Origin of the sequence: Paenibacillus monticola (assembly GCF_009664975.1) — a bacterium.
GTDB classification, from domain to species: Bacteria; Bacillota; Bacilli; order Paenibacillales; family Paenibacillaceae; genus Paenibacillus_AQ; species Paenibacillus_AQ monticola.
Genome location: NZ_WJXB01000005.1, coordinates 253,341 through 266,464, shown reverse-complemented (window position 1 = coordinate 266,464; position 13,124 = coordinate 253,341). Strand labels below are relative to the sequence as shown.

Below are 13,124 nucleotides of genomic sequence, written 5' to 3'. Positions count from 1 at the left end.
ATTCACTGATTGGATAAGTTTCAATCCATACGGTAAATATCATCGGTTATAATCATTTTTTAACCAGAGAATAATCTTTAAATAGGCCGTTTCCTAATTAAATTGGAGACGGCCTATTTCTATTTCTTTAGTACAAAACCTCAATATTATCCTCTTTCAGTCGTTTCATCCAAGCCTCAGACGGTTTACGGTCAGTTATCAGTACATCAATTCTGTTCAGTTCAACCAGCTTCGTAAAAGCGGTTTTGTCGAACTTGGTGTGATCGGCGAGCAGCACAACCTTGCTGGCTTGGCGCAGCATATATTTTTTGAGCTCACATTCGGGCTCGTTAGAATCGGTGACACCTCGCTCCAAATCAATACCTTTACAGCTAATGACAGCCGTATCTACATTATAGCGCTCGATAGTGTCATGAGCGATAGGACCGACCAGCGAGAGGGAGCGGTAACGCAGGGAGCCGCCGGATGAGATAATGTTTAGACCGGAATTCGCAAATTCATGCAAAATATTGATCGAGTTCGTAATGATCGTCAGATTGTTTTTGTTGCCCAGCAGCTTTAGGAATTCAAAGGCAGTGGAGCTGGGATCAACCATCAGCGTGTCCCCATCATTAATTAAATCGAGCGCTTTGAGCGCAATATTGCGTTTGATATCTGTATTCAGAGCGTTGCGTGTTACAAAAGGCAAATCCTCATTCGTATGACGATTCAGCATCGCCCCTCCATAGGTGCGGCTTAGAATGCCGTCCTTCTCCAATTTCTCCAGATCCCGGCGGATCGTTTCTTCTGTCACCTCAAACATCCGGCTTAAATCGGAGACGAGCACCCGTTTATCCTGATGGACTAGATCTATGATTTTCTTGCGTCTTTCGGCTGCCAGCATCGTAATCACCTTTCCGAGTCATATTCCCTAATCATAGCTCTGTATATCTGTGTTTTGCAATAAAACAAAGATAATCAACAACTATTTTATTATAATCTTCACAAAACAGACAGTAAACAAATAAATACAACATTATTAATATTTTATTTGTTGACAACAAAGATTCGGGAAGCTACGATGGATGAGTAGATAAGCACCTTTGAAAACGCATACTATTATTGAAGGATATCAGAGCCGGCCAGCTGCGATTCATTCAGAGGCCAGCCTGAAGAGCTGAGCAGAAGCATGGATATGGATAGGTTTCTCACCAAAATTATCAGGAGGCTGGTCAAGCAATGAGTACTCATGTGTATTATGTGCCATCGATCAACATTATGGGCAAAGGCTGTTTGCAGGAAATAGGTCCTTTCATTCAAGAACTACAATTGAAGAAGGCGCTCGTCGTAACCGACAAATTTCTGGTGAGCAGTGGAATTGCCGGCAGATTGCTAACAGTATTGGATGCAGCGGATGTTGAATATGTCGTTTATGATGAAGTAAAACCTAACCCAACCTGTAAAAATGTTCATGACGGCGTGGATTTCCTCAAAGCGCATAACTGTGATTATCTCATCTCCATTGGCGGCGGCTCGCCACAGGATACGGCCAAGGCCATCGGCATTATCGCTACGAACGGCGGACATATTTCTGAATACGAAGGCGTACACAAATCCAAATATAAATCACTGCCCATAGTGGCAGTAAATACAACGGCTGGAACCTCCAGTGAAGTGACGATTAACTATGTAATTACGGATGAAGAACGTAAAGTGAAGATGGTTATGGTTGATAAGAATAGCATCGCTACCATTTCGGTTAATGATCCTGAGTTAATGGTAGATAAACCAGCTGCTCTTACGGCGGCAACCGGTATGGATGCCTTGACACATGCTATTGAAGCATTGGTAACTCCGGGTGCATATCCGGTAACAGATGCGACGGCACTGGCGGCAGTGGAGCTTATTTTTGGCAATCTGGCCCGCACTGTAAAGAATGGACATGACATTGAAGCCCGCGAACAAATGGTTTATGCGATCTTCTTGGGTGGCCTGGCTTTTAACAATGCCGGACTTGGTTATGTACATGCGATGGCGCATCAGCTTGGTGGCGTGTACGACTTGCCACATGGTGTCTGTAATGCCATGCTGCTGCCGATTGTGGAAGAAGAGAACGCCAAATACGTACCAGAGAAATTCAGATCGATCGCCAAGGTGATTGGCTTCGATGTATTAGGTAAAGGTGACAAGGAATGCGCAGATTTTGTAATTGAATCGATTAAGGCGTTGTCCAAAGAAGTGGGTATTCCATCCAAATTGTCCGAGCTGGGTGTGAACGAGGTTGATCTGGATCTGCTTGCCGAGAATTCCATGAAAGACGCCTGCGCTCCCGGAAATCCGTTTATCCCTACTAAAGCAGAAGCCATTGCTATGTTTAAAAAAATTCTTTAGCAATAAATTTGGCTCTATCTAAAAAACAGAGGTTGACTAAACGTGCGGATGGAGCGGAGGGTCGGAGGGATTCTGGAGAAACGAAGGGGTCGCCTTTAAAGCCCGATTTCACCCTATATTCATTATTCAATCAGGAAATCGGGCTTTAACAGCGATCGTAAGAACCCTCCGAACCGTAGCGGCTATACTCACAACAGGTCAACCGCTGATTTTGGTTTTGAGCCATAAATTCCATTCCATTGAATAAGGAGATTCCCTATGAACAATCATATCGCCGTCGATATCGGCGCCTCCAGCGGGCGGCTTGTGCTCGGAACATTCGATAATGGGACGCTCTCTCTGGAGGAGATTCACAGGTTCAGCAATGCTTTCTCAGAACGGGACGGTTCCTGCTTCTGGGATATTGATTATTTATACGAACAGATTATAGTCGGCCTACAGAAAGCGAAAGCCAAAGGCATAAATAAATGTACCCTTGGAATTGATACCTGGGCTGTAGATTATGTGCTTCTGGATGCGGAAGGCAACCGTGTCCAGGAAGTCTATGCTTACCGCGACCGCCGTACGGAGCATGTGATGGAAGAGGTGGCGAAGCATATTTCCCCTACTATCGTGTATGGGAAAACAGGGATACAACAGCTTACCTTTAATACGTTATACCAGTTGTATGCTCATAGTCCGGAGGAGCTGGCCCTGGCAGACCAAATTCTGCTCGTGCCTGATTACCTCTACTACAGACTATGTGGGCGCAAGATCAATGAGGTTACTAACGCGTCTACGACGCAGTTGCTAAACTTGGCAACCCGTGATTATGATGAGGATTTGCTGAAACTACTGCATCTCAGAAGAGAGCAGTTCGCTGCATTGACAGAACCGGGTGAGGTGCTTGGCTTTATGAGCGAGATTCTTGTCCAGCAATATGATCTTCCACAGGAGTGTCTGTTGATCTGTGCGGCAACCCATGACACAGCTTCAGCAGTACTGGGCATTCCCCTTGCAAGTGACAAGTCATCGGCATATATCAGCAGCGGTACGTGGTCATTACTTGGTGTGGAGCTGAGTCAGCCGATTAATAATAAACAAGCCATGGAAGCCAACTATACGAATGAATGGGGTGCCTTCGGCACCTACCGGTTTCTCAAAAATATTATGGGACTCTGGCTCATCCAGGAGGTGCGCCGGCTGGATGGTGATCGTTACAGCTTTGCTAAGCTGGCTGAGCTTGCCGGAGAAGCGGACGCGTTCCGCAGTCTTATTCCATGCAATGACCCGCGATTTATGAATCCGGACAACATGATTGAAGAGATCCGTAAAGCTTGTATGGAGAGCGGACAGCCCGTCCCTGAGACGGTGGGGCAGCTGGCACGCTGTATTTTTGACAGTCTGGCCTTATCCTATCTTACTTATCTGTTGGAACTGGAAACGCTGACTGGAACAGCGATTGAGGTGCTGCAAATTGGCGGTGGCGGTGCCAACAACGAGCTGCTCTGCCAGCTGACTGCCGATATTATTGGCAGAGAGGTACAGGCCGGACCCGTGGAATCAACGGCGCTTGGCAATCTGGCGGTACAGATCATCAGAGCAGGTAATATTGCCAATATTACGGAAGCCAGAACGATAATCAGGAACTCTTTTGAGATTAAATCCTATGCGCCACGGCCACTTCCACAGTTAGAAGAGATTCTTAGCCTTTGGGAGACGCTTCAACCAGGTACAGTAAGCGAAACTATATAAGCTCAAACTTTTAGGAGGTAGCAGCATGGATCAGAGCCTAATGAACAGTTATAACGAAGCCAAAAAATTGTACGAAGCACACGGAATCAACGTAGAAGAAGTATTGGAGAAGCTGGCGCAGATCAAAATTTCCCTGCATTGCTGGCAGGGTGACGATGTAAAAGGTTTTCTTTTCAAGGATAAAGCACTAAGTGGTGGAATTGCTGTAACTGGCAGCTATCCAGGCCGTGCAGGTACACCGGATGAGCTGCGGCAGGATTTGGAAAAGGCGCTATCGCTGATCCCCGGTAAACACAAAGTGAATTTACATGCGATCTATGCTGACACGGATGAAGAGGTAGACTTGGACGAATTAGAACCACGCCATTTTGCTTCATGGGTTGACTGGGCTAAGGAACAGGGACTGGGGCTTGATTTCAACCCAACCTGCTTCTCTCATCCAAAAGCGGCGGACGGCTTCACCTTAAGCCATGTAGATGATGAAATCCGCAATTTCTGGATTACCCACTGCAAAGCCTCCCGCAAAATTGCTGAACATTTCGGCCGGGAACTGGGACAGCCTTGTGTAACTAATTTCTGGATTCCGGATGGATATAAGGATACTCCAGTTGATCGCTTATCCCCAAGAGTTCGCTTGAAAGAATCGCTGGATGAAATTTTTAGTGAGCAAATTGATCCACAATACAACATTGATGCTGTAGAGAGTAAGTTGTTTGGCCTAGGTTCGGAGAGTTATGTAGTCGGTTCGCATGAATTCTACATGGGTTATGGAATGACCCGTGGCGTAGCGATCTGCCTGGATGCCGGACATTTCCATCCCACAGAGGTTATCTCCAATAAACTGTCCTCGATTCTCATGTTCAGCGAGCAACTCTTGCTGCATGTCAGCAGACCCGTACGCTGGGACAGTGACCATGTAGTTACGATGGATGATGAATTGCTGGAAATTGCCCGTGAACTGGTACGTGGAGATTTGCTCTCCCGCACGAATATCGGTCTCGATTTCTTCGATGGCAGCATCAATCATATCGCTGCTTGGGTCATTGGCACACGCAATACGATTAAGGCGTTGCTGCGTGCGATGCTGGAGCCTATTGCCGTGCTTAAGCAGATCGAGCTGGATGGAGATTACACCTCACGTCTGGCACTAGTCGAAGAATTCAAATCCTATCCATTTGGAGCGATCTGGGATTATTATTGTGCAACGCAAAATACACCGGTACGCGAGCAATGGCTGGCTGATGTGAAGAGCTATGAGCAGGAAGTACTGTCTGCAAGATAAGAAGGGTATAGAAGGCAACACAAGGACATGGAGTAATACCTATAAAAAGGAGAGATACGAAATGAGTACATCCGTGATTGAATCCAAAGGTTATATTGCCAGCATTGAAGCACCGTTTATCCAGGAAATGGCTGAAATTACCCACCATATGTGGGAACTGGGTTGGGATGAGCTGAACGGCGGTAACGTCAGCTATCTGCTGGATGAAGAAGAGGTTGCCAAGTATATCAACATTCTGGAGCCGCTGCGTGTTATTAACCTTACTTTTCCGGTAACGGAACTAGCCGGTAAATATTTTATCGTAACGGGTTCCGGCAAATATTTTAGAAATGTAATCAAAGACCCTGAAGCTAATATGGGCGTACTTCGGGTCAGCAAAAACGGCGAGAGTGTAGAAGTGCTGTGGGGGCTGCGTAACGGAGCAGTGCCAACAAGTGAACTTGCTTCCCATTTCATGAGCCATATCGAACGGTTGAAGGTTGATCCAACGCACCGTATCGTGCTGCACACACATGCTACTAATGTTATCGCTATGACCTTCACCCATGATTTGGATGAACTGAAGTTCACCAAGACACTCTGGGAAATGTGCACCGAATGCCTCGTTGTATTTCCAGATGGCGTAAGTGTTATTCCTTGGATCGTTCCGGGCAGCAGCGAAATTGGCCGTGAAACCGCTAAGAAAATGAAGGATCACCGTGTAGTGATCTGGCCGCAACATGGTATTTTCGGCACAGGTTCAACTATGGATTCCACATTCGGATTGGTTGAAACTGTAGAGAAGGCAGCAATTGTGTATAACCTGATCGGTGGCAGAGAGATCAAACAAAAAATCACCGACCAACAGCTGGCAGATTTGGCAAAAGCTTTTAACGTTACGCCTAAGGCTGGGATTCTTAACGTCTAATTCGTAGCTTCAACTTGAATTCATTCCTATTCTTCTCGGTGCAAGCCGGGCATCGGCAGACTAAACTGCTATGCCCGGCTTTTTGTTATATCTCAATTTGCAAATGATCTCAAAGAGAGCGATAATAAGACTTACTTAAAGTAATCAAATTATGATACGGAGGCCAATTTATGAATACAGAAATTTTATTTACACCTTTTCAGGCAGGCAATCTAAGCCTCTCCAACCGGATTGTTATGGCACCGATGACACGGGTGTTTTCCCCTAACGGAGTTCCCGGTAGTGAAGTTGCCGCCTATTACCGCCGCCGGGCGGAAGGTGGGGTCGGTCTAATCATTACTGAAGGTACAGCGATTAACCATCCTTCGGCAGTCAGCCATGCGAACATTCCTAACTTTCACGGGGAAGAAGCCTTGAAGGGCTGGGCACATGTGGTTGAAGAAGTCCATGCAGCAGGTGGCAAAATTATTCCGCAACTGTGGCATGTGGGAATGGCGCGTTCCGTAGGTTCATTACCTAATGCTGAGGCTCTGCCGATTGGGCCTTCCGGCTTGAATCTGGCTGGAGAACAGGTTACAGAGCCAATGACTGAGGATGAAATTCAGGGAATTATCACAGCTTTCGCACAAGCGGCGGCAGATGCCAAACGAATTGGTTTTGACGGTATCGAGCTGCATGGCGCGCATGGTTATTTAATCGACCAGTTCTTTTGGGAAAAAACAAACCTGCGCACAGACCGTTATGGTGGCGACATGGAAGCGCGTACTACGTTTGCCGTAGAGATCGTTGACGCCTGCCGCCGCGCAGTCGGACCGGACTTCCCGATTGTGCTGCGTTTCTCACAGTGGAAATCTGGGGATTATAATGCTAAGCTCGCTCGGAATCCCGAAGAGTTAACCCGTTTCCTGGCGCCGCTCAGCAATGCTGGCGTAGATATTTTCCATTGCTCCACCCGCCGTTTCTGGCTGCCTGAATTCGAAGGCTCTGAGCTGAATTTGGCAGGTTGGACGAAGAAAATAACAGGCAAACCAAGCATCACTGTCGGCTCCGTTGGCCTGAACAGCGAGTTTGTATCCGCGGTTCCCGATGAGAATGAAGAGGATAATCTGGATCGTCTGGTAGAGAAGCTGGAGAAAGAGGAATTCGATCTAGTCGCAGTAGGCAGAGCACTGATCAGTGATCCCGAGTGGCCTGCAAAGGTTCAGAGTGGCAGAACAGACGAGATTCTTCCATTTACTTCCGAGTCGACCAAAACGTTATACTGAGCTTAAATAACGAAATCCCACATTGCTGAACTGCATGCAATGCAGCTATATAAAGGAAAAGAGCTGTCCATAGGCGATTTCTGCTTGGTGGGCAGCTCTTTTTTATCTATAAATTTGTAAGCGATTGAATCTTCAGTGAAGGATTATCAACTCCGACCATACCTATGAATAAGTAGATATGTTATAATTTTAAATTAGCAGAATAAAAATAATTGTTTATCAATAGAGGACGTGAGCAGCATGACTAAGGGGAACAATAACTCACCGGACTTAAAATCCGGCAAGGGTGCCAAAGATTACGCGCAATATTTTGATTTCAGTGATGCCAAGCTGATCAGTGAAACTGAAGGCAAGACTACTTACCGGATTAAGGGCAGAAACGTGCAGATCAATAGCCAGCCTGACTATAAGGAAGGCAAACGACGGGGCAAGGAAGATATTGAAGTCCATTATGACTTCGAAATTCCGGCTGATATGGTTGATATTGGGGAGAATAAATTCTACCATATCACAACCTATGGCTGCCAAATGAACGAGCATGACACAGAAACAATGAAGGGCCTGCTGGAGCAGATGGGCTATAGCAGCACCCCTGATCGGAATCTGGCGGATATTATTTTGCTTAATACCTGCGCGATTCGCGAGAACGCAGAGGATAAAGTGTTTGGCGAACTCGGTCATCTTAAAGTACTGAAGATCGAGAAACCGGGACTACTGCTCGGCATCTGCGGCTGCATGTCGCAGGAAGAAGGCGTTGTGAACCGGATCATGCAAAAGCACAGCTTCGTGGATATGATCTTCGGTACGCATAACATTCACCGGCTGCCGCAGCTGATTAAGGAAGCTTTGTTCAGCAAAGAGCTGGTCGTGGAAGTATGGTCCAAGGAAGGCGACATTATTGAGAATCTGCCGAAGAAGCGTGAAGGTATGCGCGCTTGGGTAAACATCATGTATGGCTGCGATAAGTTCTGTACCTACTGTATCGTACCTTTTACACGTGGCAAGGAGCGCAGCAGACGTCCAGAGGACGTCATTGCCGAGGTGCGGGAGCTGGCCCGTCAAGGCTTTAAGGAAGTGACCCTGCTGGGGCAGAATGTGAACGCCTATGGCAAGGATTTTACGGATATCGATTATACATTCGGCGATCTGATGGATGACATGCGGCTAATCGACATTCCGCGCATCCGCTTCATGACCTCACATCCCCGTGATTTTGATGATAAATTGATTCAAGTGCTCGGCAAAGGTGGCAATCTGGTGGAGCATATCCATCTGCCGGTTCAATCCGGGAGCACAGCTGTGTTGAAGAAAATGAGCCGCAAATATACCCGCGAAGCTTATCAGGAACTTGTCCGCAAGATCAAGGCCAATGTACCAGGTGCTGTGCTGTCTACCGATATCATTGTCGGCTTCCCCGGTGAAACGGAGGAACAGTTCGAGGATACGCTATCGCTTGTTCGCGAGGTAGGTTATGATATGGCTTACACGTTCATTTATTCTCCACGCGAGGGTACCCCTGCAGCGGCTATGGAGGATAATGTACCAATGGATGTTAAGAGTGAACGTCTGCAAAGGCTGAATAGTCTCATTAAAGAGAATAGCCGGATCATTAATGACGGAATGCTGGGAGAGGTCGTCGAGGTTCTGGTAGAGGGTGAGAGTAAGAACAACGCTAACATGCTCTCCGGTCGTTCCCGCACGAACAAGCTCGTGCATTTTGAAGGTACGAAAGAGCTTATCGGTACCTTTGTGCAGGTGAAAATTACAGATACTAAGACTTGGTACATTAAAGGCGATCGCGTAGTCGAAGCTGCTGTGATCCATTAATCATATACGAAAAGGGGCGTGTGAGCAGTGAGCCAGAAGGAACAGCATCTGAATGAATACGGAATGCAGTCCCACAATACCCGTGATCTAATCGTCCGCGAAGATATTATGGGCAAGGCGAAAGAGCTAGCTTCCTTGATCTCGACCAGTGAGGAAGTACGGCATTTTCAGCAGGCCGAGTTAAAAGTCAATAACCACGAACGGGTACAGGGATTGATCGCGACGATTAAGAAGAAACAGAAGGAGATTGTTGCCTTCGAAAGCTTCAAGAATAAAGCCATGGTGGCCAAGATTGAAGCCGAGATCGAGGTGTTGCAGGATGAAATCGACGGGATTCCCGTGGTGAATGAATTCCAGCAAAGCCAGACCGATATCAATTATTTGCTGCAGCTTGTTATTTCTGTAATCAGAGACACGGTTTCGGACAAAATCAATGTGGAAGCCGGCACTGAAGCACCTCCATCCACATGCGGCGATTAACTCAGAATAGATCAGGGGCGGATATAGATCCGCTCCTTTATTTTTAAATCTCGCTGAATGATGTAAACTATGTTACATAGGGTAGTTGATTTTATCAGTTCAAGTTTGGTACATTTAAAGATACGAATAGTAAACTAAAGCTGCGGCAAAGGATGGATCTATAGTGAGCGAGAACGGGGAACAAACCTATAACGCCAAAAAGTACCGCACGCCGGATGGTGTTCCGGCTGATATTGTTATGTTTACATTGACCAAGCGCGAGCGGAAGACGGTTACCAAGACACTGCCTCTGCGTGAATTGAAGGTAATGCTGATCAGACGTAAGAAATGGCCTTATGCCGGGATGTGGGCTTTACCAGGTGGGTTTTGTCAGGAGGACGAATCCATATACGATGCAGCAACCCGTGAACTGAAGGAAGAGACGGGTGTGAACGGTGGGCATTTGGAGTATCTTGGAGTCTATAGCACACCGGGCCGCGATCCCCGCGGTTGGATCATCAGCCACGCCTTCTTCGCGTTGGTTGAAGAGTGGATGCTAGAGCAAAGACAGGCCTCCGATGACGCAGGCGAAGTCGGTTTATTCACCCTGCAGGAAGCGCTTGAGGAGTTGGAATTAGCGTTCGATCATCATAATATTATTACAGACGCCTACTTGCGTATTCAGCAGCAAATGCTGCAGACAACGATTGCGAGACAGTTTCTACCTCAGCATTTTACGCTCAGTGAGCTGTATCAGGTTATCCAGACGGTAGTGCCTGAGTTCAAGGAACCTAACTTTATTCGCAAAATCACTTCAACCCGCAGCCGCCAGGGTATATTAGTAGAAGTGAATGATGAAGCGGGCAATTCGCTCAGCTCCAACCAGTACTCACAGCGTCCGGCTCAGCTGTACATGTTCACAGATCATGAGCCTTTATTATCCATCTATACTTAGTTTCTTAGGGGGTTCAACTCATGAAAGCATTGATCGTGATTGATTTTACGAATGATTTTGTGGATGGAAGTCTGCCGGTTGGACAGCCGGGTATTGATATTGAACCTAGGATAGCTCAATTGACCGCAGAATTTGTACAGCAAGGCGATTATGTCGTTATGGCTGTAGATCTCCATGATGAGAATGACACCTTTCATCCGGAGAGTAAGCTGTTTCCACCGCATAATCTGCGGGGCAGCAGAGGCCGTGAGCTGTACGGAAGCTTGAAGAATGTTTATGAGGATAACCGCGCTTATATCTATTGGATGGACAAGACCCGGTACAGTGCATTTAGTGGCACCGATTTGGAATTGAAGCTGCGGGAGCGGGGCATCACTGAACTGCATCTTTGCGGTGTCTGTACGGATATCTGTGTGCTGCACACAGCAGTTGACGCCTATAATCAAGGATTTGCTATCACTGTTCACCAGGACGCAGTAGCCAGCTTTAACGCCGAAGGTCATACCTGGGCGCTTGGACACTTCGAGAACAGTCTGGGAGCAAGGATTGTGAAGGCGTAGCACAGCAACTAGGAGATGAGCACTTGAGAAGAGAACTTGCTCTACATACTGATAAATATCAAATCAACATGATGTATGCCCATTGGGTGAACGGGACCCACAAACGCAAGGCTGTGTTCGAGGCCTACTTCCGCAAGCTGCCGTTTGGCAACGGCTTTGCCGTATTCGCGGGTTTGGAGCGCATCATCGGATATATTGGGTCCTTACGCTTCAGTGAGGATGATATCCGCTACTTATCGGAGCAGGAGGAGAACTACGCACCTGCTTTTCTGGAGGAGCTGCTGCAGTTCCATTTCCAGGGGACCATCCATTCGATGAAAGAAGGGGCTCTGGTCTTCCCTGATGAACCGTTGATCCGCGTTGAAGGTACAATTATGGAAGCACAGCTGGTGGAGACGGCAATTCTGAACTTTATGAATTATCAGACACTGATAGCAACCAAGGCGTCCCGGATCAAGCAGGTGGCCCCTAATGATATTCTGCTTGAATTCGGTACTCGGCGTGCACAGGAAGCGGATGCGGCGGTGTGGGGTGCTCGTGCGACCTATATCGGCGGCTTCGATGCAACCTCGAATATGCTTGCCGGCAAATTGTTCGGTATCCCTACCAAAGGGACACACGCGCATTCCTGGGTCCAGAGCTTCAATAGCGAGCTGGAGGCCTTTGACGCCTATGCCAAGGTAATGCCGGATTTGGTTACGCTGCTGGTGGATACCTTTGATACCCTACGCAGCGGCGTTCCGAATGCGATTATTACCGCTAAGAAGCTGGAGGCGCAGGGCAAACGGATGAATGCCATCCGTCTGGACAGCGGTGACTTGGCCTATTTATCGCGGCAAGCGCGGAAGATGCTGGATGAGGCAGGGTTGCCGTATGTCAAGATAGTGGCTTCCAATGATCTGGATGAGAATACGATTATGGATTTGAAGCTGCAAGGAGCGGCTATAGATACCTGGGGCGTGGGTACGCAGCTTATTACAGCTTCCGATCAACCGTCTCTAGGAGGAGTCTACAAGCTGGTGGAAATAGAATCAGCGAGTGGAGAAATGGTGCCAACGATCAAGATTTCCTCCAACCCTGAGAAAGTATCTACTCCCGGCAAAAAAGATGTCTTTCGTATTATTGGCACCAACGGAAAAGCGCTAGCTGATTACATCAGCTTTCCTGAAGAGGCAGCACCGCGAAGCGGTGCAAAGCTGAAGCTGTTTAATCCACTGCACCCTTATATGCAAAAGCGTGTCGACCGCTATGAGGCACTCTCGATGCTGGAGCCGATTTACGTCAATGGTTTTCAGGTGTATTCGTTACCTGACCTCAGTGAAATTCGCCGCTATCACAAGGAACAGCTCGACTTGTTCTGGCCGGAGTATCTGCGTAAGCTGAATCCCGAGGTTTACCGGGTGAACCTTAGCCAGCAGGTATGGTCACGCAAGCAGCAGTTGCTGGCTCAGCATATGGAACCTGACATAGAATAGATGCTGGACATAATAAATAAAGAAACTAAGAGACGCTCCTGTGTTATTCAGGAGCGTCTCTTTAGTGTGATTTATATCATGTTTACTGTGACAAATTTAACATCTTAATTTTTAATTAATTGCTAAATTAAGGTTGCAGGTAACTCTATGATAACCTGTAAAAACATCCGTTTTCATATAGTTTTCACACAATTTTCACACAATGTTGTTTTTGTGGCAGATTATCTTCTATTAAAGTAACGCAGCTCTGTCGCATATAAAGAAATCGATTGAAATCTATAAAAAATTGT

11 protein-coding genes are annotated in these 13,124 nt (G+C 47.1%); 10 read left to right on the top strand and 1 reads right to left on the bottom strand.

The features are described from left to right. Positions 1–127: 127 nt before the first annotated feature. A complete protein-coding gene (locus tag GJB61_RS16750; RefSeq protein ID WP_154119924.1) occupies positions 128–883 on the bottom strand; it encodes a DeoR/GlpR family DNA-binding transcription regulator in 756 nt (251 codons plus the stop codon). Positions 884–1,218: 335 nt separating this feature from the next. Between GJB61_RS16750 and GJB61_RS16745 the strand changes: the two genes are divergently transcribed. The 10 genes from GJB61_RS16745 (at position 1,219) to GJB61_RS16700 (ending at position 12,834) form a co-directional block, all read left to right on the top strand. After that, entirely contained in the window at positions 1,219–2,370 is a 1,152-nt protein-coding gene (locus GJB61_RS16745; protein WP_154119922.1) for an iron-containing alcohol dehydrogenase, read from the top strand. A gap of 258 nt (positions 2,371–2,628) precedes the next feature. Continuing rightward, complete coding sequence (gene rhaB, locus GJB61_RS16740) at positions 2,629–4,104, top strand: rhamnulokinase (protein WP_154119920.1); 1,476 nt, start codon at positions 2,629–2,631, stop codon at positions 4,102–4,104. A 25-nt stretch (positions 4,105–4,129) separates the two neighbouring features. Further along, positions 4,130–5,386: an L-rhamnose isomerase gene (rhaA, locus tag GJB61_RS16735; RefSeq protein WP_154119918.1), complete on the top strand. Its 1,257-nt coding sequence runs from the start codon at positions 4,130–4,132 to the stop codon at positions 5,384–5,386. A gap of 61 nt (positions 5,387–5,447) precedes the next feature. Beyond that, complete coding sequence (gene rhaD, locus GJB61_RS16730) at positions 5,448–6,293, top strand: rhamnulose-1-phosphate aldolase (protein ID WP_154119916.1); 846 nt, start codon at positions 5,448–5,450, stop codon at positions 6,291–6,293. Positions 6,294–6,463: 170 nt separating this feature from the next. Further along, positions 6,464–7,558 carry an NADH:flavin oxidoreductase gene (locus tag GJB61_RS16725; protein WP_154119914.1) on the top strand — a complete coding sequence of 365 codons (1,095 nt, stop codon included), beginning with the start codon at positions 6,464–6,466 and terminating at the stop codon, positions 7,556–7,558. Between the two features lie 240 nt (positions 7,559–7,798). After that, positions 7,799–9,385 carry a tRNA (N6-isopentenyl adenosine(37)-C2)-methylthiotransferase MiaB gene (gene miaB, locus GJB61_RS16720; RefSeq protein WP_154119912.1) on the top strand — a complete coding sequence of 529 codons (1,587 nt, stop codon included), beginning with the start codon at positions 7,799–7,801 and terminating at the stop codon, positions 9,383–9,385. A 63-nt stretch (positions 9,386–9,448) separates the two neighbouring features. Then, positions 9,449–9,865, top strand: coding sequence for a YlbF/YmcA family competence regulator (locus GJB61_RS16715; protein WP_154120012.1), 417 nt, complete (start codon positions 9,449–9,451; stop codon positions 9,863–9,865). A gap of 163 nt (positions 9,866–10,028) precedes the next feature. Next, a complete protein-coding gene (locus tag GJB61_RS16710; RefSeq protein WP_420819752.1) occupies positions 10,029–10,799 on the top strand; it encodes an NUDIX domain-containing protein in 771 nt (256 codons plus the stop codon). Between the two features lie 20 nt (positions 10,800–10,819). Continuing rightward, positions 10,820–11,359: a cysteine hydrolase family protein gene (locus GJB61_RS16705; protein ID WP_154119910.1), complete on the top strand. Its 540-nt coding sequence runs from the start codon at positions 10,820–10,822 to the stop codon at positions 11,357–11,359. Positions 11,360–11,382: 23 nt separating this feature from the next. Then, the gene (locus GJB61_RS16700; RefSeq protein ID WP_154119908.1) at positions 11,383–12,834 is read left to right on the top strand and encodes a nicotinate phosphoribosyltransferase; all 1,452 of its coding nucleotides are present in this window, start codon (positions 11,383–11,385) and stop codon (positions 12,832–12,834) included. Positions 12,835–13,124 lie beyond the last annotated feature (290 nt).

Excerpts from the sequence above, each read along its gene's own strand:
- rhaD (WP_154119916.1), top strand. The coding sequence starts at position 5,448 with ATGAGTACATCCGTGATTGAATCCAAAGGTTATATTGCCAGCATTGAA.
- GJB61_RS16745 (WP_154119922.1), top strand. The coding sequence starts at position 1,219 with ATGAGTACTCATGTGTATTATGTGCCATCGATCAACATTATGGGCAAA.
- rhaA (WP_154119918.1), top strand. The coding sequence starts at position 4,130 with ATGGATCAGAGCCTAATGAACAGTTATAACGAAGCCAAAAAATTGTAC.
- miaB (WP_154119912.1), top strand. The coding sequence starts at position 7,799 with ATGACTAAGGGGAACAATAACTCACCGGACTTAAAATCCGGCAAGGGT.
- GJB61_RS16750 (WP_154119924.1), bottom strand. The coding sequence starts at position 883 with ATGCTGGCAGCCGAAAGACGCAAGAAAATCATAGATCTAGTCCATCAG.
- GJB61_RS16705 (WP_154119910.1), top strand. The coding sequence starts at position 10,820 with ATGAAAGCATTGATCGTGATTGATTTTACGAATGATTTTGTGGATGGA.
- rhaB (WP_154119920.1), top strand. The coding sequence starts at position 2,629 with ATGAACAATCATATCGCCGTCGATATCGGCGCCTCCAGCGGGCGGCTT.
- GJB61_RS16715 (WP_154120012.1), top strand. The coding sequence starts at position 9,449 with ATGCAGTCCCACAATACCCGTGATCTAATCGTCCGCGAAGATATTATG.
- GJB61_RS16725 (WP_154119914.1), top strand. The coding sequence starts at position 6,464 with ATGAATACAGAAATTTTATTTACACCTTTTCAGGCAGGCAATCTAAGC.